This window comes from Acidovorax sp. GBBC 1281, from assembly GCF_028473645.1.
In the GTDB taxonomy this organism is placed as follows: domain Bacteria; phylum Pseudomonadota; class Gammaproteobacteria; order Burkholderiales; family Burkholderiaceae_C; genus Paracidovorax.
This window is the reverse complement of record NZ_CP097269.1, coordinates 1,676,815-1,700,284: the sequence shown is the minus strand read 5'-3', so window position 1 is coordinate 1,700,284 and position 23,470 is coordinate 1,676,815. Positions and strand designations below refer to the sequence as shown.

The 23,470-nt window shown below is 70.1% G+C and carries 17 protein-coding genes; 10 read left to right on the top strand and 7 right to left on the bottom strand.

Features of this window, described 5'->3' with window-relative positions; translation table 11 throughout:
- Positions 1–5: 5 nt before the first annotated feature.
- Positions 6–827 (bottom strand): hypothetical protein, encoded by an 822-nt coding sequence (locus M5C96_RS07685; RefSeq protein WP_272568297.1) that lies wholly within the window; start codon positions 825–827, stop codon positions 6–8.
- A 488-nt stretch (positions 828–1,315) separates the two neighbouring features.
- On the opposite strand from M5C96_RS07685, the gene nirB reads away from it, so the two are divergent.
- The 6 genes from nirB to cobA all read left to right on the top strand — a co-directional run bounded on the left by nirB (position 1,316) and on the right by cobA (position 10,522).
- Positions 1,316–3,760 (top strand): nitrite reductase large subunit NirB, encoded by a 2,445-nt coding sequence (gene nirB / locus M5C96_RS07680; protein WP_272568294.1) that lies wholly within the window; start codon positions 1,316–1,318, stop codon positions 3,758–3,760.
- A gap of 17 nt (positions 3,761–3,777) precedes the next feature.
- Complete coding sequence (locus tag M5C96_RS07675) at positions 3,778–4,557, top strand: type IV pili methyl-accepting chemotaxis transducer N-terminal domain-containing protein (protein ID WP_272568293.1); 780 nt, start codon at positions 3,778–3,780, stop codon at positions 4,555–4,557.
- Between the two features lie 73 nt (positions 4,558–4,630).
- Positions 4,631–5,023, top strand: coding sequence for a nitrite reductase small subunit NirD (nirD, locus tag M5C96_RS07670; RefSeq protein ID WP_272569656.1), 393 nt, complete (start codon positions 4,631–4,633; stop codon positions 5,021–5,023).
- 747 nt (positions 5,024–5,770) lie between these two features.
- Entirely contained in the window at positions 5,771–8,707 is a 2,937-nt protein-coding gene (locus M5C96_RS07665; protein WP_272568292.1) for a nitrate reductase, read from the top strand.
- Between the two features lie 64 nt (positions 8,708–8,771).
- Positions 8,772–9,695 (top strand): DNA-binding protein YbiB, encoded by a 924-nt coding sequence (gene ybiB, locus M5C96_RS07660; protein ID WP_272568291.1) that lies wholly within the window; start codon positions 8,772–8,774, stop codon positions 9,693–9,695.
- A complete protein-coding gene (cobA, locus tag M5C96_RS07655) occupies positions 9,692–10,522 on the top strand; it encodes a uroporphyrinogen-III C-methyltransferase (RefSeq protein ID WP_272568289.1) in 831 nt (276 codons plus the stop codon). The genes ybiB and cobA overlap by 4 nt, the downstream gene beginning before the upstream one ends.
- A gap of 34 nt (positions 10,523–10,556) precedes the next feature.
- Here cobA and M5C96_RS07650 read toward each other — a convergent pair whose 3' ends face one another.
- Entirely contained in the window at positions 10,557–11,444 is an 888-nt protein-coding gene (locus M5C96_RS07650) for a hypothetical protein (RefSeq protein WP_272568287.1), read from the bottom strand.
- Between the two features lie 142 nt (positions 11,445–11,586).
- The gene (locus M5C96_RS07645; RefSeq protein ID WP_272569655.1) at positions 11,587–12,087 is read right to left on the bottom strand and encodes an acyl-CoA thioesterase; all 501 of its coding nucleotides are present in this window, start codon (positions 12,085–12,087) and stop codon (positions 11,587–11,589) included.
- Between the two features lie 119 nt (positions 12,088–12,206).
- Here M5C96_RS07645 and M5C96_RS07640 point away from each other — a divergent pair, with 119 nt between their 5' ends.
- Both M5C96_RS07640 and M5C96_RS07635 read left to right on the top strand, forming a co-directional pair.
- On the top strand, positions 12,207–13,331 hold the full coding sequence (locus tag M5C96_RS07640) for a sterol desaturase family protein (RefSeq protein ID WP_272568286.1): 1,125 nt from the start codon (positions 12,207–12,209) through the stop codon (positions 13,329–13,331).
- 8 nt (positions 13,332–13,339) lie between these two features.
- A complete protein-coding gene (locus M5C96_RS07635; protein ID WP_272568285.1) occupies positions 13,340–14,593 on the top strand; it encodes an NAD(P)/FAD-dependent oxidoreductase in 1,254 nt (417 codons plus the stop codon).
- 60 nt (positions 14,594–14,653) lie between these two features.
- Here M5C96_RS07635 and M5C96_RS07630 read toward each other — a convergent pair whose 3' ends face one another.
- The 3 genes from M5C96_RS07630 to M5C96_RS07620 form a co-directional block, all read right to left on the bottom strand.
- Entirely contained in the window at positions 14,654–15,769 is a 1,116-nt protein-coding gene (locus tag M5C96_RS07630; RefSeq protein ID WP_272568284.1) for a catalase family protein, read from the bottom strand.
- A 38-nt stretch (positions 15,770–15,807) separates the two neighbouring features.
- Entirely contained in the window at positions 15,808–18,150 is a 2,343-nt protein-coding gene (locus M5C96_RS07625) for an FdhF/YdeP family oxidoreductase (RefSeq protein WP_272568282.1), read from the bottom strand.
- A gap of 316 nt (positions 18,151–18,466) precedes the next feature.
- A complete protein-coding gene (locus M5C96_RS07620) occupies positions 18,467–19,210 on the bottom strand; it encodes an ArsR/SmtB family transcription factor (RefSeq protein WP_272569653.1) in 744 nt (247 codons plus the stop codon).
- A gap of 157 nt (positions 19,211–19,367) precedes the next feature.
- On the opposite strand from M5C96_RS07620, the gene M5C96_RS07615 reads away from it, so the two are divergent.
- Positions 19,368–19,772: an NIPSNAP family protein gene (locus tag M5C96_RS07615; protein WP_272568281.1), complete on the top strand. Its 405-nt coding sequence runs from the start codon at positions 19,368–19,370 to the stop codon at positions 19,770–19,772.
- Entirely contained in the window at positions 19,769–20,146 is a 378-nt protein-coding gene (locus M5C96_RS07610; RefSeq protein WP_272568280.1) for an antibiotic biosynthesis monooxygenase family protein, read from the top strand. The genes M5C96_RS07615 and M5C96_RS07610 overlap by 4 nt, the downstream gene beginning before the upstream one ends.
- Here the strand turns inward: M5C96_RS07610 and M5C96_RS07605 are convergent.
- On the bottom strand, positions 20,104–23,418 hold the full coding sequence (locus M5C96_RS07605) for an EAL domain-containing protein (RefSeq protein WP_272568279.1): 3,315 nt from the start codon (positions 23,416–23,418) through the stop codon (positions 20,104–20,106). The genes M5C96_RS07610 and M5C96_RS07605 overlap by 43 nt on opposite strands.
- Between the last annotated feature and the right edge of the window lie 52 nt (positions 23,419–23,470).

Below are 23,470 nucleotides of genomic sequence, written 5' to 3'. Positions count from 1 at the left end.
GGGCATCAGCATCGCGATTTGTGCAACAAAGCCCACAAGGGAGAGAACCCAGCAAGATCGGCAATCAACTGAACTGCACAAAGATAAGCAGCAGCGCGTTTCAGTCTGTCGTGATCCGGAGCGCTTTTATACCTAGCGGTGCGGTGCTCTTCGTTGTGCTCCAGTACCAAGCGATCGCACGCCATTTCATAAACTGCCTGCCGCGTCTCCGGCCACTGATTGTTTGGACCAATTGCCTTGGCGAGCATGCCCAGGGTCTGCGGGTTGAGCAGCAGATCGGTCAGTCCATGTTGCGCAGCAGATGTGATGAAGGCATGCGGATCGCCAATACTGTGATTTTTACGAAGGATGGCCTCCACATCTAAGGCTGTCAACGGCTGAAGAGTCAACACCTGGATCTCTTCTGCTGCAGGCAGTAGAGCCTGTAACTTGGCCGCATCGGGATTTCCGAACCAATCGGCAGCACGACACGAGAGGCGAAAGCTATGGCACCCAAACTGGCGCAGCTTGTTGCGGATGCTGTCCAGTGGCACCCGGCCTGCGACGGTACTACCTGCACGCGTTTCGTCCAAGCCGTCGATGAAGACAGGCAACATCGAGTTCTTCAGTTCAGGGTGATCATCAAGCGCCAGAAAATCACCGGCGTTGATGAAATGACCTCCGACAGCTTCGGCTTGCTGTCTGAACGCTTCTGTTTTTCCCATGCCGGGATCACCGAGCAATACGTAAGCCATCAGGGCCCGCGCGTCGTTCAGGGACATCGGCTCTGCAATTCGCTCATCGTTCGTGTCAGTTTGGCGCACGCATGTACGCAGGACCAGCAGCATCTGAACCTCGCTTCTTTTCTCTATTTGGCGTCCCTCAGCGACGCTCAATGGTAGTACTGAGGTAGGGCTAGAGCCCAATTCCGCCACGCACCGGCCTGGGCGCCATGCACCAAGGCGGGTCGCCCCCCGCCCTGCCCTCGCCTCCGTGCAGGCCACGCCACACCGCCTGATGCTATTAAATCAATAGCATAATGCCCTAGTGGAATATGCGCCAGGGCCCGATTTCCCCTCAACCCCTCCGATCCCACCCAGACCTGGCACGCGCATTGCAACAGCGTCCCCGTGACCAATGCCGGTCACATGGCTGGCCCCTTCCAATGGCGGAAACGGGGCGGTCAGGACGAAGGCGTCCCCACAGGCAGTGCAGGCTTCAACCGCCCGCGCCCTGTGCGGACGCCTTTTTTGTTTTTTGGTTTCGGCTTCGTCTGCCGGCAGGCGCTGTTCATTCGTTTTTGCAGCGCCGCGGCAGGCACCCATTGGGGGTCACGATGAAAAAATCCAGGCTGGTGATGGTGGGCAATGGCATGGCCGGGGTGCGCACGCTCGAAGAGCTGCTCAAGATCGCTCCGGACCTCTACGACATCACGGTGTTCGGCGCCGAGCCGCACCCCAACTACAACCGCATCCTGCTGTCGCCCGTGCTGGCGGGCGAGCAGACCATCGACGAGATCATCCTCAACGACTGGTCCTGGTACGAGGAGCACGGCATCCACCTGCACACGGGCTTCACCGTGAACGAGGTGGACCGCGTGCGCCGCGTGGTGCATGCCACCAACGCGGCGGGCGAGGCCATCAGCGCCGAGTACGACCGGCTCATCCTCGCCACCGGCTCCAACCCCTTCATCCTGCCGATTCCGGGCAAGGACTTGCAAGGCGTGCTGGCCTACCGCGACATCGCCGACACGCAGGCCATGATCGACGCCGCCGCCACCTACAAGCATGCGGTGGTCATCGGCGGCGGGCTGCTGGGCCTGGAGGCCGCCAACGGCCTCATGAAGCGCGGCATGCAGGTGAGCGTGGTGCACGTGGGCGACTGGCTCATGGAGCGCCAGCTGGACGACGTGGCGGGCAAGATGCTGCAAAAGTCCCTGGCCGAGCGCGGCATGCAGTTCCTGATGAAGGCGCAGACGCAGGAGCTGGTGGGCGGCCAGGACGGCCGCGTCACCGCCGTGCGGTTCAAGGACGGCACCGAGGTGCCCGCCGACCTGGTGGTGATGGCCGTGGGCATCCGCCCGAACACGCAGCTGGCCGAAAAGATGCGCCTGCACGTCCACCGCGGCATCGTGGTGAGCGACACGCTGCAGACCACCACCGACGCGCGCATCTACGCCGTGGGCGAATGCGCCGCGCACCGGGGCATCGCCTACGGGCTGGTGGCGCCGCTGTTCGAGCAGGGCAAGGTGCTGGCCAACCACCTGGCGGAGTTCGGCATCGGGCGCTACCAGGGCTCGCTCACCTCCACCAAGCTCAAGGTGACGGGCATCGACCTGTTCAGCGCGGGCGACTTCCAGGGCGGCGAAGGCACCGAGGAAATCGTGATGAGCGACCCCTTCGGCGGCGTGTACAAAAAACTCGTCATCAAGGACGACAAGCTCGTGGGCGCGTGCCTCTACGGCGACACGGTGGACGGCAGCTGGTACTTCAAGCTGCTGCGCGACGGCCGCACGGTGGGCGACATCCGCGACAAGCTGATGTTCGGCGAGAGCAACATCGGCGACGCCGGCCACCAGGGCCACAGCAAGGCCGCCGCCATGGCCGACACCGACGAGGTGTGCGGCTGCAACGGCGTGACCAAGGGCGCGATCTGCAAGGCCATCAAGGACAAGGGCCTGTTCACGCTGGACGACGTGAAAAAGCACACCAAGGCCAGCGCCAGCTGCGGCTCGTGCACGGGCCTGGTGGAGCAGATCATCATGTTCACGGCCGGCGGCGACTACTCCGCCACGCCCAAGACCAAGGCCGTGTGCGGCTGCACCGACCACGGCCACCAGGCGGTGCGCGACGCGATCCGCGCCAACAAGCTGCTGTCCATCGGCGACGTGTTCGCCTTCCTGGAATGGAAGACGCCCAACGGCTGCGCCACCTGCCGCCCGGCCGTCAACTACTACCTCATCAGCACCTGGCCGAAGGAGGCCAAGGACGACCCGCAAAGCCGCGCCATCAACGAGCGCAGCCACGCCAACATCCAGAAGGACGGCACGTACAGCGTGATCCCGCGCATGTGGGGCGGAGAGACCACGGCCAGCGAGCTGCGCCGCATCGCCGACGTGGTGGACAAATACCAGATCCCCACCGTGAAGGTGACCGGCGGCCAGCGCATCGACCTGCTGGGCGTGAAGAAGGAAGACCTGCAGGCCGTGTGGAAGGACATCGGCATGCCCAGCGGCCACGCCTACGCCAAGGCCCTGCGCACGGTCAAGACCTGCGTGGGCAGCGAGTGGTGCCGCATGGGCACGCAGGACAGCACGCAGATGGGCAAGGACCTGGAGCGCGCGATGTGGCGCATGTACGCCCCGCACAAGGTCAAGTTCGCCGTGAGCGGCTGCCCGCGCAACTGCGCCGAGAGCGGCATCAAGGACGTGGGCATCATCGGCGTGGACAGCGGCTGGGAGATGTACATCGCCGGCAACGGCGGCATCAAGACCGAGGTGGCGCACTTCTTCACCAAGCTCAAGACCGCGGCCGAGGTGCTGGAGTACACCGGGGCTTTTTGCGAGCTGTACCGCCAGGAAGGCTGGTACCTGGAGCGCACGGTGCACTACGTGAACCGCGTGGGCCTCGATCACGTGAAAAAACGCATCCTCGAAGACCACGAAGGCCGCCGCGCGCTGTGGGAGCAGCTGCAGTTCGCGCTGGATGGCGAGCCCGACCCGTGGTTCGACTTCCAGGAAGCCCGCGTGGACACGCGGCAGTTCGCCGCCATCGCGCCGTGACCGAAGGGGGCCCGTCCATGCGCCGCCGCCGACTCCTGCTCGCCACCGCCCTGGGAGGCTGCGCGTTCGCCGCCCGCGCCGAGGTGGCCGACCTGAACGACGCCATCAACCAGGCCGGCCGCCAGCGCATGCTGAGCCAGCGCATGGGCAAGGCCTGGCTCGCGCTGGTGCACGGCGTGGAGACCGCCAACGCCCAGCAGGTGCTGGACAAATCCCTGGCGCTGTTCAAGCGTCAGCTGGCCGCGCTGAAAGCCTATGCCCCCACGCCCGCCATCCGCGCCACCTACGGCGAACTGGAGGCGGCTTGGGGCCTCTACAAGGCCACGCTGACCGGCACCGCCCCGGCCCGCGACGCCGCGCCCGCCGTGCTGCAGGCCGACGCCCGCGTGCTGGCCCTGGCCCAGCAGGGCACGCAGCAGTACGAGGCCGCGCAATCCAGGCCCGCCGGCCACCTCGTCAACCTGGCCGGTCGCCAGCGCATGCTGACCCAGCGCATGGCCAAGTGCTACCTGGCCGCCGCGCTGCCCGTGGACGCGGCCGCGGCCCAGGCCGAGATCGCCAAGGCGCGCAGCGAATTCGCCACCGCCATGGCCGCCCTGCGCACCGCGCCGCAGGCCACGCCGCGCATCCAGCAGGAGCTGCAGCTGGCCGACGGACAGTGGGTGTTCTTCGACGCGGCGCTGCAGCGGCTGCAGGGCGGGGGCACCTCGGCCAAGCAGCTGGGCGAGGTGTTCGTGGCCAGCGAGAACCTGCTGGTGGTGATGGACCGGGTGACCGGGCTGTATGCCGCTGCGTGAGCGAGCGAGTGAGCGAGTGAGCGCGCCAATGAGCGAGTTTGTTGTTTTTTCTAACGATTCCCGAGGTACCGCGATGAGCGACTGGAAATACATCTGCCGTGTGGACGACATTCCCGTGCTGGGCTCGCGCCGCGTGGCGCGGCCGCAGGGCCTGGACGTGGCCGTGTTCCGCAACGGGGCGGACGAGGTGTTCGCGCTGCTGGACCGGTGTCCGCACAAGGGGGGGCCCCTGTCGCAGGGGATCGTGTTCGGGACGAGCGTGGCGTGTCCGCTGCACAACTGGACGATCGGGTTGTGCGATGGGCAGGCTTCGGCGCCGGACGAGGGGTGTACGCCGAAGTTTGCGGTGAAGGTGGAGGGGGGGGAGGTGTTTTTGGATGCTGTTGAGTTGGCGGGGCATGCGGTGGAGTTGGTGCGGCCTGTGGCGGGGCCTACCAGGCGTTTAGTTGCTGGTTCGGGGGCTTGAGGTTGTGGGTGTGGCTTGTTTTGGCGCTGGTGGTGGCTTTTCTTTCCGGGGCCGGGGTGTGCGCCCGGCGGCGCACTCACTTTCTTTTGCTTCGCCAAAAGAAAGTAAGCAAAGAAAAGGCGACCCTGCTGGCTGCGTCCCTGCGCTTCGCTCCGGGCAACCTGCGGTGCTCGTGCGCGGGGTGCGCCGTGGAACTCGCTTCGCGCTGCGCGCTGCGCTCGGACAACCACGGCGAGTCAGTTCACGAAGCAGGTGTGTCCTACGGCACACCTGCCCACCCCGCGCCCTGCGCTCCTCGGCGCATCCAGAAGGGAACCCGCCAGACGGGCCATCGCTGCGCTCGGCCAAGCGTGCGCGGCGCAACGCGCTCGCGCACCGGAGGCCGAGCGAAGCAATAGCCCGTGTGGGCAGTTCGGCTGTCGGGTTCCCTTCTGGCCGTGCCGAGGAGCGCAGCGGCTGGCGGAAAAAGGGCCGCGCGCTGTTTGAGCGCAACGCAGTGGAGCGAGTTTGCGCGGACCCCGCCAGCCGCGAGCACCGCAGGTTGCCCCGGAGCGCAGCGCAGGGGACACGGACAGTAGGGTCGCCTTTTCTTTGCTTACTTTCTTTTGGCGAAGCAAAAGAAAGTGAGTGCGCCGCCGGGCGCACACCCCGGCCCCGGAACGTAACCAATCAGCAACCAACAAAAAATCAGCGCGTGCCCAGCAACACAAGCAGCAACACAACCATAAATTAACCAAAAATCACGCCATGACCCAAACCAAATCCACCTGCCCCTACTGCGGCGTAGGCTGCGGCGTGATCATCGAATCCACAGGCCCCCAGATCACCGGCGTGAGAGGCGACCCCACCCACCCCGCCAACTTCGGCCGCCTGTGCACCAAGGGCTCCACCCTCCACCTCACCGCCGCCAGCCCCGTCACCCTCCAGACAAGACTGCTCACCCCCCAGCACCGCCCCCAGCGCGGCGACAAACCCCAGCCCATCGCCTGGGAAGCAGCCCTCGACACCGCCGCACAAAAATTCGCCGACACCATCGCCCGACACGGCCCCGACGCCGTCGGCTTCTACGTCTCCGGCCAGCTCCTCACCGAGGACTACTACGTCTTCAACAAGCTCGCCAAGGGCCTGGTCGGCACCAACAACATCGACACCAACTCGCGCCTTTGCATGAGCAGCGCCGTGGCCGGCTACAAAACCACGCTCGGCGCCGACGCACCGCCCACCTGCTACGACGACGTGCAGCACGCGCAGTGCCTCTTCATCGTGGGCAGCAACACCGCGTGGGCGCACCCCATCCTGTTTCGCCGCATCGAGGACGCCAAGGCCGCCAACCCGGGCATGAAGATCATCGTGGCCGACCCGCGCCGCACCGAGACCGCCGGGCTGGCCGACCTGTTCCTGCCCATCCAGCCGGGCAGCGACGTCATGCTGTTCCACGGCATGCTGCACCTCATGCTGTGGGAAGGCTGGGTGGACAGCGCCTACATCGCCACGCACACCACCGGCTTCGACGCGCTCAAGGCCCTGGTGCGCGACTGCACGCCCGCCCGCGTGGCCGAGGTGTGCGGCATCAGCGAAGCGGATCTGGCCACCGCCGCGCGCTGGTTCGCCGGGGTGGGTGATGGTGCCGGTGCCGCGCGCCAGCCCACGCTCAGCCTCTACTGCCAGGGCCTGAACCAGAGCGCCAGCGGCACGGCCAAGAACGCCGCCCTCGTCAACCTGCACTTGGCCACGGGCCAGATCGGCCGGCCGGGCGCGGGGCCGTTCTCGCTCACCGGGCAGCCCAACGCCATGGGCGGGCGCGAGGTGGGCGGCCTGGCCAATTTGCTGTCGGCCCACCGCGACCTCGCCGACCCCCGGCACCGCGCCGAGGTGGCCGCGCTGTGGGGCGTGCCCGAGGTGCCGGGCACGCCCGGCAAGACCGCGGTGGAGATGTTCCAGGCCGCGGCCGACGGCGAGATCCGGGCGCTGTGGATCGCCTGCACCAACCCGGCGCAAAGCCTGCCCGACCAGGCCACCGTGCGCCGCGCGCTGGAGCGCGCCGAGTTCGTGGTGGTGCAGGAGGCCTTCGCCACCACCGCCACGTCGCAGTACGCCGACCTGCTGCTGCCCGCCACCACCTGGGGCGAGAAGACCGGCACCGTCACCAACAGCGAACGCCGCATCTCCCGCGTGCGCCCCGCCGTGCCCGCGCCCGGCGACACGCGCCACGACTGGGCCATCGGCGTGCAGTTCGCCCGTCGGCTGGAGGCGCGGCTGCGTCCGGGGCGGCCCACGCTGTTTCCGTATGCCACCGGGGACGGCGAGGCCGAGCGAGGCGCCGAGGCCGTGTGGAACGAGCACCGCGAGACCACGCGCGGACGCGACCTGGACATCACCGGCCTCTCATGGGCCTTGCTCGATGCCCACGGCCCCCAGCAGTGGCCGTGCCCGGCAGGCGCTGCGGACGCTGCGGACGCCGATGCCGATCCTTCGGCCGCGCCCCGCCCGCTGGGCAAGGCGCGCCTGTACGAAGACGGCATCTTCCCCACCGCCGACGGCCGCGCGCGCTTCGCCGCCCACGCCTGGCAGCCCGTGGCCGAGCCGCGCCAGGCGCGCTACCCCTTCAGCCTCACCACCGGCCGCCTGCGCGACCAGTGGCACGGCATGAGCCGCACCGGCACGCTGGGCCGCCTGTTCGGCCACGTGGCCGAGCCCAGCGTGCAGATGCACCCGCAGGACATGGCGCGCCGACAACTGGCCGACGGCGACCTGGTGCAGGTCGCCAGCGCGCGGGGCGCCATCGTCGTGCCGGTGCAGGGCAGCACCGACGTGGGCCTGTCGCAGGCCTTCATCGCCATGCATTGGGGCAGCGAATACCTGAGCGGGCAGTCGCCCGACGGCACGCCGCTGGCGGGCGTGAACGCGCTCACCACGCCGGCCTTCTGCCCCACATCCAAGCAGCCCGAACTCAAGCACACCGCCGTCAAGATCCTGAAGGCCGAGCTGCCCTGGCGGCTGCTGGCCATGGCCTGGCTGCCGGCGGACGGCACCCTGGCCGTGCGCGAGGCGCTGGCCGCGCTGATGCCCGCCCTGCCCTTCGCCACCTGCGTGCCCTTCAGCAACAACGCGCCGCTGGCCGGCCCGCAGCGCGAGCGCCACGGCGTGCTGCTGCGCGCCGCCGGCCACGGGCCCGCGCCCGATGCGCTGATCGAACGCATCGAGGCCCTGCTGGGCCTGGCCACCGCCGAAACCCTGCGCTACGCCGACCGCCGCCAGGGCCAGCGCCGCGCGCTGCGGCTGGAGCGCCAGGGCGGCGACACCCTGCTGGCCGGCCTGCTGCTGGCGGGCGACACCCGGGCCGAGGCGTGGCTGAAGACCCTGCTGCAGGAAGAGCGGCCCGCGCAAGGCTATGGCCGCCTGCTGCTCGTGCCCGGCGCCCAGGCGCCCGCCGGTGTGCAGGCCGTGCCGTCGCGCGGCAAGCCGGTGTGCAGCTGCCTGAACGTGACCGACACCGCCATCGCCGCGCACCTGGCGGAGTGCCACGGCACCGAGGCCGAGCGGCTGGGCCAGTTGCAGGGCGCGCTGCGCTGCGGCACCCAGTGCGGCTCGTGCGTGCCCGAACTCAAGCGCCTGGTGCGCGCCACCGCGCCGCTGGCCCCGCCCGCGCCCGAGGCGCCGGCCACGGCCGCCCCCGCCATATAACCAGAAGTTGGCAGAAGTGGGAGAGAATCCGGTCCCCTCCGATCCGCCAGAAAAACCCCACGCCATGGGCATCAGCCACTATCTCAAGGACCTCGGCCGCGGCGCGCGCGGCGCGCGCGCCATCGGCCGCGAACAGGCCGCCGACCTGTTCGGCCAGGTGCTGGACGGCCAGGTCACCGATTTGGAGATCGGCGCCTTTTGCATCGCCATGCGCATCAAGGGCGAGACCGCCGAGGAGATGTGCGGTTTTCTCGACGCCACCCACGCCCGCCTGGCCCGCCTGCCCGCCAGCGACCGGCCCGTGGTCGTGCTGCCCAGCTACAACGGCGCACGCAAGCTGCCCGTGCTCACCCCGCTGCTGGCGCTGCTGCTGGCGCGCGAGGGCTTGCCCGTGCTGCTGCATGGCATGCGCACCGAGGCGCGGCGCATTCTGGCCTCGGATGTGCTCGATGCCTTGGGAATACCTGCCCTGGATGCTCCTGAAAAGATAGCAAACGGCACGGTCGCGCACATCGGCACCGGCCTGCTGCACCCGGGCCTTGCGCGCCTGCTGGCCGCGCGCGAAATGATCGGCCTGCGCAACCCGGGCCACAGCGTCGTCAAGCTGATGAACCCGTGCGCCGGGCCGTCGCTGGTCGTCACCGCCTACACCCACCCCGAGTACCAGGAGATGCTGCACGCCACCTTCGGCACGCTGGGCATGAACGCTCTGCTCTCGCGCGGGCTGGAGGGCGAAGTGGCCGCCGATCCGCGCCGAACGCCCCGTTACGACGCCTTCGTCGCCGGCGCGCACCATCTGTGGGAAGAGCAGCAGCCCGGCACCGCCAGCGAGGTGCCCGGCCTGCCCCTGGACATCGACGTGGACACGACCGCCCGCTACACGCGGCAGGTGCTCGACGGCGCGCTGCCGGTGCCCGCACCGCTGTCCCGCCAGGTGGAACACATCTTGCGTCTTGCGGGCCAGATCCCCTTGGAGACAAACCCATGACCCATCCCACCCCTCCCGCCTACGAAGGCGTCGCCCCTGGCCGCTGCACGCTGGTCGGCGCCGGACCGGGCGATCCGGAACTGCTCACCATCAAGGCGCTGAAGGCCATCCAGGCGGCCACGGTGCTGCTGGTGGACGACCTCGTGAGCGACGAGATCGTGGCGATGGCCCCGCCCGGCGCGCGCGTCGTCCACGTGGGCAAGCGCGGCGGCTGCAAGAGCACGCCGCAGGCCTTCATCGAAAAGCTCATGGTCATGGCCGTGAACGAGGGCGAGAACGTGGTGCGCCTCAAGGGCGGCGATCCCTTCATCTTCGGGCGCGGCGGCGAGGAGGTCGAGCACCTGCGCGCGGCCGGCATCGACGTGCAGGTGGTCAACGGCATCACCGCGGGCCTGGCCGGCATGACGCTCCTGGGCACGCCCCTCACCCACCGCGAACACGCGCACGGCGTGGTATTCGTCACCGGCCACGCCAAGCCCGGCGACAGCGGCACCGACTGGCGCCAGCTGGCCGCCACGGCACGCGATGCGCGCCTCACCCTGGTCATCTACATGGGCGTGAGCAGCGCAGCGCACATCCAGCAGGAGCTGCTCACCGGCCTGCCCGCCAGCACGCCCGTGGTCGTCATCCAGCACGTGAGCCTGCCCCGGCAGCGCCACGCGCTCACCACCCTGGGCGAACTGCACGCCACCATCGAGCGCGAGCGGCTCGCCAGCCCCTCGGTCATCGTGGTGGGTGATGTGGTGCGCGGCGTGGCGGCGGCCCAGGACGGCCCTCGCAGCGCGGACCCCGTGCCCTCCGCGCGGCGCAACGCGGCCGGGGGCTGAACGCGGCGCCTTCCGCGCGCGGCGCCAGGGACGATCACGCGCCCCGGACGAGCCGCACCTCCACCGCCATCCCGCACGCCTGGAAGTGCCGCGCCACCTGCTCCATCTGCGAGGCGCCGCGGTCGGGGTGCCGGGAGTAGCGGCCCGACTGGTTGGTGATAAAGAACGTCTCGCGGCCGGCATCCCACAGCAACTCGCCCGAGATGCGGGTCTGCTTGCCCCACCAGTGGCCCGTGGCTTCGTCCCGGGTTCCCGCGACCAGCGCGGGGTGTCCGATCCGGCGCTCCTTGCCGGCGGGCTCGGACGACGGCGCATCGACCCGCGCGTGCGGTCCCAGGTGCAGCGTTGCGCCCATGCCGACCGACCACAGGACGGGCGTGCCATCCCGGATCGCCTGCAGGTCCAGCACCTGCGCCAGCCGCACGCCGCGCGGGTTGCCCAGCGGGACGGACACGCGCTGCGGATGCAGGGCCTCCTCCCAGGCATGGATCTGCGGCACGCCGTTCTTCACCCGGGCCGACTGCAAGGTGCCCCAATCGCGGTCGAGCCCGCGCGACGTGGCCTCGCCGACCAGTTGCGCAAACGGCAAGGGAGCGTCGGACTGCGCGCCACGGCCCTCGGGCGGTAGCGAATGCGCCCGCTGCGGCGGTGCCGCACGCTCCAGCAGGCGTGGCGGCGGTGACGGTGGCACGGCCGCGAGATCGATCCTGCGCCGTTTCGCGCCCGAAGCGCTGGTCTCGGCGCCGCTGATCCGCACCCTGGTGTCCGGCGGAAACCCCTCGGGCGGCTCCTCGCTGCGCGCACGGCGCGGCACCTGGGCGGCCACGGCGTGCGCCGCCGGCATGCCCGTCGTATTGGGCGCACTGGGCGCTGCCGGGGCCGGCGCGCTGGCGCGGGGCCTGGCCCGGTCGGTCGTTGTCATGGCTCACTCCCTGTTTCGGTCCGCCCCGATGGCGGGCGGCGGGAGCATGGTGAATGCCGGGGCGGCCGGGCGCCGCCACGGTGCGAAGCCTTGCATGCCCTGGCGCAGGGCCGTGGGGCCTCCTGCCGGCTTACTGCCGGCCTCAGCGGGCCGCCGGCCCCGCGGCCGCCAGCCGCACCTGCTCGAAGCGCTCGGCCTGCTCCTTGCGCACCGCCTTGCGCAGCAGCGCGGCCTCCCAGCGGCGGCGCTCGTCGGCGGTGGAGGGCGACAGGGGCGGCACGGCGACGGGCTTGCGGTCCTCGTCCACGGCCACCATGGTGAAGAAGCAGCTGTTCACGTGGCGCACCACCTGCGTGCGGATGTTCTCGGCCACGACCTTGATCCCCACCTCCATCGACGAGTTGCCGGTGTAGTTCACGCAGGCCAGGAAAGTGACCAGTTCGCCCACGTGGATGGGCTGCAGGAAGGTGACCTGGTCCACGCTGAGCGTGACGGCGTAGCAGCCCGAGTAGCGCGTGGCACAGGCATAGGCCACCTGGTCCAGCAGCCGCAGCACCGCGCCGCCGTGCACGTTGCCCGAAAAATTGGCCATGTCGGGGGACATCAGCACCGTCATGCTGAGCTGATTGGCCGGGAGGTTGATCGTCATGGCGCGCGATTCTAAAAGCGCGCAGGGCCGCGGCACGGGCCCGGCGCGGCGCTTTCGGGGCCGGTGATGCGGCTTCGCTACACTCGCGCCCGGCGTTCCCGCCCGGAGAAAAAATGCTCGACAAACTCAACGAACTCACCGCCAGCCACGGCGAACTGCGCACCGGCCGCGGCATGGTCTCGGGCGTGATCGCCCTGTCGCTGGCCATCCTGTGCATGCTCGGCGTGCTGGCCTTCCACTTTCCCCAATACCTCACCACGCCGGAGCTGCGCAAGAGCTACAACGTGGACGTGATCCGCATGATCATGCTGGCCGCGCTGGTGGCCGCGGGCGGCATCTCCCTGGTCAACATGCTGTTCAACCGCTCGCGCTGGCTGTCGGCGGCGGCCTTCCTGCTGGTGGTGTCCACCGCGCTGCTGGGCGGGCACAAGGTGCCGGTGAACGACTTCGCGGACAACACGCCCTACATCGGGCTGGACTGGTTCATCCTGGACCTGCTGGGCAGCGCGCTGATCTTCATCTTCATCGAGAAGCTGTTTGCGCTGCGGCGCGACCAGCCGGTGTTCCGCGCCGAGTGGCAGACCGATTTCCACCACTTCATCGTGAACCACATGGTGGTGGGCTTCGTGCTGCTGGCCACCAACCTGATGGTGCACCAATTCTTCGGCTGGGCGGCGAGCGACGGTATCCGCGGCTGGGTGCAGGGGCTGAACTTCTGGGTGGCGCTGTTCCTGATCGTGCTGGTGGCCGACCTGGTGCAGTACGCGACGCACCGGGCCTACCACGAGGTGCCGGTGCTGTGGCGACTGCACGCGGTGCACCACAGCGTGAAGAGCATGGACTGGATGGCCGGCTCGCGCCAGCACATCCTGGAGCTGCTGATCACCCGCACGCTGGTGCTTGCGCCGATCTACGTGCTGGGTTTTTCCAAGGAGGTGATCGACGCGTACATCGTGATCGTGGGCTTCCAGGCGGTGTTCAACCATGCCAACGTGAGCGTGCGGCTGGGGCCGCTGCGCTACCTGATCGTCACGCCCAACTTCCACCACTGGCACCACAGCCAGGACCAGGAGGCGCTGGACAGGAACTATGCCGCGCACTTCGCCTTCATCGACTACGCCTTCGGCACGGCGGTCAAGAGCACCAAGCTCTGGCCCGAGCACTACGGCGTGCTGGGCGACTACGTGCCCAACGGCTTCATGAAGCAGCTGAAATTCCCGTTCACGTGGAAGGGCTAGTGGCGTCCATGACCACGGCAGGCACCGCGCGGCGCTTCGACGCCGTCGTCATCGGCGCCGGCGCGGCGGGCCTGTTCTGCGCCGCGCAGGCGGGGCAGCGCGGCCTCTCGGTGCTGCTGATCGACCACGCCGAGAAGGTGGCCGAGAAGATCCGCATCTCGGGCGGCGGTCGCTGCAACTTCACCAACCGCGACCTGGACCCGGCCGCGCCGCACAAGCACTTCGTGGGGCAGAACCCGCAGTTCTGCCGCTCGGCGCTGTCGCGCTACACGCCGGCCGACTTCATCGCGCTGATGGACCGGCACGGCATCGCCCACCACGAAAAGCACAAGGGCCAGCTGTTCGCCGACCGCTCGGCGGAGGACATCATCCAGATGCTGCTGTCCGAATGCGCCGCGGGTGGCGTGGAGCGCTGGCAGCCATGCCGGATCAAGCATGTGGTGTTTTCGGCCCCTGGCACAGATTCCACTAGGGGGTACTGCTATCAAATCGATACCGATCGCGGGACGGTCGAGGCGCGCAGCGTGGTCGTGGCCACGGGCGGCCTGTCCATCCCGAAGATCGGGGCCACCGACTTCGGCTACCGGATCGCCCAGCAGTTCGGCATTGCGCTGGTGGAGCGTCGCCCGGGGCTGGTGCCGCTGACGTTCGATGGCGATGCCTGGGCGCCCTACGCCCAGCTGGCGGGGCTGGCGCTGCCGGTGGAGATTTCCACCGGCGCCAAAAAGGCGCGCATGACCTTCCACGAAGACCTGCTGTTCACCCACCGGGGCCTGTCGGGCCCGGCGGTGCTGCAGATCTCCAGCTACTGGCAGGAGGGCCTGCCGCTGTCCATCCACCTCGCGCCGGGCACCGACCTGCCCGCCCTGCTGGCGCAGGCCAAGGCCCGGTCGAGAAGGCTCGTCGCCAACGAACTGGCCGCGCTGGTGCCCAGCCGGCTGGCCGACACCTGGGTGCAGCAGGATGCGGACTGGCAGCGGCCCATCAACGAGGCCTCGGATAAGGCACTGGCGCGCCTGGCCGAGCGGCTGTCGCGCTGGGAGCTGGTGCCCACGGGCACCGAGGGCTACAAAAAGGCCGAGGTGACGCTGGGCGGCGTGGACACGCGCGCGCTGTCGCAGCAGACCATGGAGGCCAAGGCCCAGCCGGGGCTGTACTTCATCGGCGAGGTGGTCGATGTGACCGGCTGGCTGGGGGGCTACAACTTCCAGTGGGCCTGGGCCAGCGCGCACGCCTGCGCGCAGGCGCTGCCGGGCGGCTGAGCCCCGCCGGCACGGGCACCGGCGGCAGTCCGGGCCCCGGCAAGAGGCCAGGGCCTGCGGTCATGCACGCCCGATGGACGGCGGAATTTCGCTCGGTTCGCGCACCGGCGTCTGGTTGCGGTCCGCGCGAAACTGCGCGGAGCGTTCGTACGCCAGCTTGCGGGCGCGCATCACATTGCCCAGGGGCTGGTGGTCCGCCAGACCGCGCCAGGGACTGAAGAAGAGCCCGTCTTCCGACACGGCGGCCACGGCCTCGCTCCACGCGGTCTGCGGCTGCGCCACCAGCCGGGCCACGGTGATGTAGGGGCTCTGTTCCTGCGGCCACTCCACGGACGCGTCTTCGACCGGCATCGACTCCAGGTCGGTGCACAGCTGCACCCGCAGGTCCCACTGCGCGGGGTGCACCGCCATGAAGCGGACCACCTCCTCGCGCAGGCCATCGGGCCGGCCGTCGAGATCGACCTTCTGGTCCACCAGCGCCTTCAAGGCGTCCGATGCCGGCGCCAGCGACAGCTTGGCGATGTACTGGCCGTGCCGCAAGGCCGCGCCCGAGAAGAAGGTGGCGCCCAGCACGTGCGTCGGGGCATGGCCGCCCAGCGAGATCAGCTTGCCGCTCTTGCCGCCGAAGGCCTCGACGACCCTTTCCGCCACCTGCAGGGTGGCCGACAGCGCTTTCTTGGCCCCCTGCGCCACATCGGTCGTGGCCGCCAGGGGCTTGAGGTTGCTCAGGAATTTCCGGGCCGTGGGCGCAGCGAAGACCGGGCTGTCCGCAAAGACGAAATTCTGGGTGGTGTCGGACTCCGAACCCGGGAGCCGCTCGCCCTCGACTCCGAGGACCTTCAAGCCCAGGCCCCGGGGCAGGGACACCTTGTCGTCCAGCACGTCGCCCGGGTTGGTGGAGAACCGCAGGATCGCGTCGTACGTGCCGGGCCGTGCGAACAGCCCCTGGGCGAGCGGCTCGGGCAAGTCCGGCAGCACCGTCAATTGCGCCCGCAGCACGCCGTGCGCCTTGGCATGGACGCTGCGGCGCGCGTGGCCGCTGTGCTCGAACGTCGTCTCGCGGATCTTGGCGAGCGTCTGGTCCAGGTCGGCGAACACCTGCGGCTCGTCGGGATCGGCCTGCTCGACGGCGGGGTGGTAGCGTACGGGCGACTGGCTGGCGGGGTCTTGGCGCATGGCGGGTCCTTGGCAGTGAGAGGGTGGGGGCGGGCGCATCAGCCTGGGAACAGGCGGACGGGAATGGACTTGGCGGCGGGCACGTGGCTTTCCCTGGCGTGGTGGTCCAGGGGCATCAACGGGTTGAGTTCGGGGTAGTAGCCCGCCACGGCACCGCGCGGCAGGTCGTAGGCCAGGACGGTCAGTCCGGCCACCTCGCGGCGGACGTCGTCCTGGCGCCATTGCGTGCGCGCCGTCACCCGGGCGCCGGCCTGCAGGCCGAGCCGTTCGATGTCGTGGGCATTCATCAACAGCACCTGGCGCGTGCCCTCGATCCGGCGAAAGCGGTCGTTCAGGCTGTAGATGGTGGTGTTGAACTGGTCGTCGCTGCGGATCGTGAAAAGGCGCAGCACCTCGCCGTCCACGGGCGTGGGAACCTGGTCCGGATCGGCCTGCAGGCCGCCGGGCGCGACGAAGGCGGCCCTGCCGCTGTCGGTCTCCCACACCCGATGGCGGGCCGCGATGGGCCGCGCGAAGCCGCCCGGGACCGCCAACCGGCGGTTGAAGTCATGGAAGATCTTGGGAAAGGTCAGCGCGATGGCGTCCCGCACGCGGGCGTAGTCGTCGGTCCACCCGGACCATGGAACGCGGGCGTTCGGCGCGAGGGTGGCCTGCGCGATGCCCGCCACGATCGACAGCTCGGAGCGCAGCGTCGCGGCCGCCGGCTCGGCCACGCCACGGGAGGGGTGCATGAAACCCGTCGAATCCTCGGTCGACACCGTTTGCTCGCCGCCGGCCTGCCGGTCGATCTCCACCCGGCCCAGGCACGGCAGCAGGTAGGCCACCTCGCCATGCATCACGTGGCTGCGGTTGAGCTTGGTCGCGATCTGAACGGTCAGCCGCATCCCGCGCCACGCGCCCTCGATGAGCGCCGTCTCGGGCACCGCGCGCACGAAATTGCCGCCGAGGCCGAGGAACGCCCGCACCGAACCGTCCAGGATGCCCCGACAGGCGGCGACGGTATCCAGGCCTTTCTTGCGCGGCGGCTCGAACTGGAACTGCGAGGCCAGCTGGTCCAGCGGGGCGAGTTCCGGCTTCTCGGTGATGCCCACCGTGCGCTGCCCCTGCACGTTGGAATGCCCGCGCACCGGGCACAGCCCGGCGCCGGGCTTGCCCACGTTGCCGCGCAGCAGCAGCAGGTTTGCGAGCATCTGCACGTTCAGCACGCCCTCGCGGTGCTGCGTGAGCCCCATGCCGTAGATGCCGATGACGCGTTCGGCCGCAAGGTAGGTGCGTGCGGCCTCCTCCAGCGCCGGGCGGGACAGGCCGGAGTCGCTTTCGATGTCGGCCCACGAGGCGGCGCTCATCGCCTGCGCGAGTTCGTCGTAGCCCTGCGTGTGCTCGGCGACGAACCGGGCATCGATGGCGCGGGGGCCGCCCGACGCCAGCGCGGCATCGTCCGCCTCGATCACGAACTTGCACAGGCCGGTCAGCGCGGCGATGTCGCCCCCGGGCCGGACCTGCAGGTACTGCGTGCTGATGGCGGTGCTGCCCGGCGTGAGCATGTCCACCGGCGACTGGGGGTTGTTGAACGCCACCAGGCCGCTCTCGCGCAGCGGATTGAAGGTCACGATGGGCACGCCGCGGCGCCGCGCGTCCTGCAGGGAATGCAGCATGCGCGGGCTGGACACGCCGACGTTCTGGCCGAAGAAGAAGATGGCGTCGCACTGGTCGAAGTCGTCCAGGTCCACCGTGCCCACCGGCGAACCGATGGACTTCTTGAGGCCGACCGATGTGCTCTCGTGGCACATGTTCGAGCTGTCGGGCAGGTTGTTGGTCCCATACAGCCGGGCGAAGAGTTGCCACAGGTACGACGTCTCCAGCGACGCCCGGCCCGACGCGTAGAACACCACCGCATCGGGCTGCAGCGCTTTCAGCTCCCGGCCGATGCCGTCGAAGGCCTCCTGCCAGGAGACCTCGACATACCGGTCCCGGCCGGCGTCGTAGCGCAGAGGAACCGTCAGCCGCCCGCCCGCCTCCAGCGCGTGGTCGGTCCAGCCGGCGAGTTCCGCCAAGGCGTGGGAATCGAAGAAGGCGGCGTCCAGGCGCCGGTCCGTCAGCTCCCACGACGTCGCCTTCGCGCCGTTCTCGCAGAACTCGGCGGGATGCGGGTGCAGCGGCTTGGCCCAGGCACAACTGGAGCAGGTGAAACCGTCGTGCTTGTTCTGCAGGGCCAGCGCCTTGATCACCGTGACGCCCGGGCGATCCCGCAGCAGGGTGCCGGCGACCGCTCTGACGGAGCCCCAGCCACCGGACGGCGGGGGATCCTGCTCTGCATTGGGTGATGCGCTGCTGGCTGGCGTGGCCAGGTCTTGGGCGGGGGGCGACGGCTTATCAGACATGGACCGCTTTCGACGCGGGCCTGTGGCGGTGCGGGGCAGCGGCCCGCTCCAGGAAGCCAGGGCGGGCGCGCAGCGGATGGCGGTGTCGGAATCGATCGATCGAAGGGGGTGGCATGCGGGGCTCGGCGGGCAATGGGGCGTGGCCCCCGATTACGCGGCTGGGGGCCGTGCAGGCCCTGTCGGATGGAGCGCCTAATGGCCATGCGCGTTGGCCGACAGCGGGCCGGTGGATTCTTCGCCGACGCGCCGGCGCAGCGGGCCGAGCGGCTGCCGCTGCAGGCCAGGAAGGGCCAGGGCCCGATCGGGCCTCGTCGTTTCAGGCGCCGGGCGATGCCGCTTGCACCACGCCGCTCCAGCGCGCGGTGCCCAGCCAGCCCTGCAGGGCGGCGGCCCCGGGCGGGGTGATGGCGAGCGCGCGCGAGCCTTCGCGGCGCACCAGCCAGCCCTGCTCCAGGCAGTGCGCGCACACCAGCGCGCCCAGGCGCCCGGCCAGGTGCGGGCGCCGCTCGCTCCAGTCCAGGCACGGGCGGCACAGCGGGCGCGGACCCCGCTGCGGCGGGCCGGCGGACGGGCCCGCCAGGTCCAGCCCCAGGCGCCCCAGCACGGCGGCGGCCCGGTCGGTCACCTGCCCGCTCGCCTCGGTGTCGAACACGATCGCGCCCTCTTGCAGCAGATGCTCGGCCACCGCCACCCCCAGCCGCCCGGCGATGTGGTCGTAGCAGGTGCGCGCCCTGCGCAGCGCCGCATCGCGCGGGCCCACCGCCACCGGGCGCGCCGGCGGGGCCTGGCCCGCGGCCAGCTGCATCAGCCCCTCCAGCAGCCGCGCCACCTCGGCCGAGGCGAGGCGGTGGTAGCGGTGGCGGCCCTGGCTCTGCACCGACAGCAGGCGCGCCTGCACCAGCAGGGCCAGGTGGCGGCTGGCGGTGGCCGGCGTGATGCGCGCCGCATCGGCCAGCTCGCGCGCGGTGAGCGCGCGCCCGTCCATCAGCGCCAGCAGCATGCCGGTGCGCGCCGGCTCGCCGACGAGCGCGGCGATGTGCGCGATCTGGTTGGTGTTCATGCCGGCCAGTGTGCCGCAGGTGCCGGCCGCGATGCTTCGTTCCACGGCGAAGCATCGACCCCGCGGAACGCGGCCCAATGTCAGCCTTGCCGTGCGATGCGGCGCCCCGCCGGCCCTCCGCCTTCGCCTCCCCAACCTTCTGCTCAAGGAACCCTCCATGGCCCTCACCTGCTTCATCCGTTACCGGCTCGACCCCTTCCAGATCGACGCGTTCCGCGAGTACGCCGCGCACTGGGGCCACATCATCCCGCGCTGCGGCGGCCATTTGCTGGGCTATTTCGTGCCCAGCGAGGGCACCAACGACGAGGCCTGGGGCCTGATCGCGTTCGACAGCCTGGCCGCTTACGAGGCCTACCGCGCACGGCTGCGGACCGATCCGCAAGGCTGCGCCAACTTCGAGCGGGCGCAGCGCCAGCGCTTCATCCTGCGCGAGCAGCGCACCTTCGCCGAGGTGGTGGAGGGCACGTTCCAGCGCCCCGCCCTGCCGCCGCACCCGCCGCTGTCGCTGCTGTCGCTGCTGGGATCCGCAGGAGAGCCGCCCGCCGCAGGGGCCACCGCATGATCGCCGTCATCTTCGAGGTCGTGCCCAGTGCCGCAGGCCGCCAGCCCTACCTGGACACCGCCGCCGCGCTGCGCTGCGAGCTGGAGCGCATGGACGGCTTCGTCTCCATCGAGCGGTTCGAGAGCCTCAGCCAGCCGGGCAAGCTGCTGTCGCTGTCGTTCTGGCGCGACGAGGCCGCCGTGGCGCAGTGGCGCCAGTGCGAGAGCCACCGCCATGCGCAGGCCGCCGGCCGCGCAGGCGTGTTCGCCGACTACCGCCTGCGCGTGGCGGCGGTGCTGCGCGATTACGGGCTGCACGACCGCGCGCAGGCGCCGGCCGATTCGCGCGCGATTCACGACGGCAGCAACGCCAGCCGGGGCCGCTCACCCCCATAGCCCCGCACCCATGCCTCCAGCGCCGGCACGGGCAGCGCCTGGCTGAAGTGGTAGCCCTGCAGTTCGTCGCAGTCGAGCAAGCCCAGGGCCTGCGCCGTGGCCAGGTCCTCCACGCCCTCGGCCACCACCTTCAGGCCCAGGGTGTGGCCCAGCGCGATGACGGCGCGGGTGATGGCCATGTCGGCCCCGTCGGTCAACATGTCTCGGATGAAGGACTTGTCCACCTTGAGCTTGTCGATGTCGAAGCGCTTGAGGTAGGCCAGGCTGGAATAGCCGGTGCCGAAGTCGTCGATGGACAGCTGAACGCCCAGGGCCTTGAGCGCGGCCAGCTGCTGCTGGGTGGCCTCTGCGTTCTCCATCAGCTGCGATTCGGTCAGCTCCAGCTCCAGCCACCGGGGCGGCATGCCGCAGCGCGCCAGCAGGGTGCGGATGTCGGGCACCAGCGCCGGGTCGGCCAGTTGCGCGGCCGAGAGGTTGACCGACACCGGCAGCCCCCCCAGGGCCAGGGGCGGCCGCACCCGGCGGGCGTCCTGGACGGAGGCGGCGGCAGTGCCGGAGGGCACCGCGGGGGCACCGGCGGGCATCGCGGCAGCGCCCGGCCCGGCCTGCCAGCGGGCCCACTGCAGGCAGGCCTGCTCCAGCACCCATCCGCCGATGGCGCGGATCAGGCCGGCCTCTTCCGCGATGGGGATGAACTCGCCCGGCAGCACCTGGCCGAGCACCGGGTGGTTCCAGCGCACCAACGCCTCCACGCCCGTGAGGCGGCCCGAGCGCGTGTCCACGCGCGGCTGGTAGTGCAGCTCCAGTTCGTGGCGCTCCAGCGCGCGGCGCAGCATCTGCTCCATGGCCTGGCGGGCCTGCACGCGCCGGTCGGTCTCCAGCGAATACAGGCGCGCCATGTCGCGGCCGGTGGTCTTGGCCTCGTACATGGCGGCGTCGGCACGGCGCATCAGTTCGTCCAGCCCCGTGCCGTCGTCGGGGTACACGGCGATGCCCACGCTGCACGACACGTTCAGCTCGTGCCCCTGCACCGGGTGGCTCTGGCGGATGAGCGGGATCAACCGGCGCTCCACGGCCTGCAGCACGTCGTCCGGGCCTTCCACGTCGCGCATCACGATCACGAACTCGTCACCGCCCAGGCGGCTCACGGTGTCGTGCGTGCGCACGGCCTGCAGCAGCCGCGCCGCCACCGAGCGCAAAAGCCCGTCGCCGATGTGGTGGCCCAGCGTGTCGTTGATGGACTTGAAGCGGTCCAGGTCGATGAACAGCACCGCCACGCGCTCGCCCGTGATGGCGGCATGCGCGATGGCCGCCTGCAGCCGCTGCACGCACAGCGAACGGTTGGGCAGCTCGGTGAGCACGTCGTGGTGGGCCAGGAACTGGATGCGCTCCTCGTTGCGCTTGCGGTCGGTGATGTCGATGGCGATGCCGATGTGGTTGGCCACGGCGCCGCCCTTGCCGCCCTCGCGCACCGCCGACACCATCAGCCAGGCCGGGTAGGTCTCGCCCGAGCGGCGCCGGAACCGCACCTCGCCCTGCCAGGACTCCTTGTCCAGCAGCGTGCGGGCGATGCGCGCGCCCAGCGGCGGCTCGCCCGGGTCCTCCAGCAGGAAGCCCAGGTTCTCGCCGATCACCTCGTAGAAGTCGTAATGCGTGCTGCGGCAGAACGCCTTGTTCACGCTCAGGATCTTCTGGTCCGCAGCCATGATGATGATGCCCTCGGACGAGGCCTCGAACACCTTGGCCCACAGCTCCAGCCGCTGCTCCATCACCTTGAGCACGTTGATGGGCGTGAAGGCGGTCAGCATGGCATCGCGCCCCTGGAAGTGCAGGCGCCGCGCCGACAGCACGGCCCACAGCGGCTCGGCGCTGCCTTTCCAGCGCACCTCGAACTCGTCCACCACGCCCTGGTCGGCCAGCCGCTGGAAAAAGCGTGCGCGCACACCCGGGTCCATGCCCGTGCGCCAGGGGTCTAGCGTGGTGCCGTTCAGCCAAAGGCCGGCCGGGGCGTTGGCGTGCAGCACCTCGTGCTCGGGCACGGAGGTGACCACCATCGGAATGGGCAGCGCCTCCACCAGCTCGCGCTGGGCCTCGGCGGCGCGCGCGCTGGCGGCCAGCTCCTGCTGCAGCACGCGCTCGCGGTCGAGCTGCGCCAGCATGCCGTTGAAGGCCGTCACCAGCCGGCCGATCTCGTCGCGGCTGGTCCAGTGCGCGCGCAGGGTGTGGTCGCCGCTGCGGCGCACTTCGTCGGCCACACGAGCCAACTGCTGCAGGGGCTTGGCGATCTGCCGCGCCACCAGCGTGACCAGGCTCAGGATGCAGCCCAGCAGCAGCACGGCCGTGCCCAGGTGCAGCCACATGCGCGCAAAGAGGTCGTCCACCCGGGCGTAGAGCAGGCGGTCCAGCTGCGCCGTGCCCTGCACCCACGCCGTCTGCAGCGCGCCCAGCAGCGCACGCTGGCGCGCGGGTAGCTCGGCCGCGGCGGTGCGCCCCTCGCCCTGGGCGATGCCCTGCAGCAGCGCCTGCAGGTCGTTGCCGGCCTGGCGCAAGGCCGCGCGCTGCGCGTCCAGCGCCGCCCTCAGCGCGGGCGAGCCAGCGATGAAGGCCTGGTCGTAGTCGGCATCGATGCCCAGCATCACCGCATCGAGCCGGCCCGCCAGCGTGAGCAGTTCGGCCGCGCGGTGGTCGCCCTGGCGGGCGCCGGGCGCATTCAGGAAGGCCGCCGTGTCGTGCGTGACCTGCAGCAGCTCCGGAAAGCGCAGCAGGATCAGCGACATCACGTAGTAGCTGTCCAGGTCGGGATCGAGGATCAGGTTGGACTGGTTGCCCACGGTCGTGAGCAGCTCGCGCCCCTGCCGCAGCAAGGGCCCGCGCACCGGCTCGCCGGCCGCCCCCATTGCGCCCACCGCTCCACGCCCCGCCGGGTCGCCGGTGGCCGACTGGCGCAGCAGCGCCTCGAAGCGCGCGGCCGGCTCGCCGGTCTTGAGTGCGCCGTCGTGATCGCTGCGCACCGCGGCCAGGCGGTCCATCAGCAGGATGCCCGCGATGCCGTCGCCCTCCATGAACGCCCCCATCAGCCCGTCGCGCACCACCGAGGCATAGGCGGTGCCCACGATCTCCTTGCGCGCGAAATCGATGGCCAGGAATTTCTCGTGGATCAGGATTCCCGAGACGTAGATCACGGCCGTCAGGTCCAGCAGGTAGATGAGCATGAGCTTGCGGCCCACACTGAGCCGGCCCAGCCAGCCCGATACGCGGTGCATGATTGCCATGGTGTCGTGCTTGGGGCCCCGCGCGGGGAAAGACCGGCGCGGGGCGGTTGCG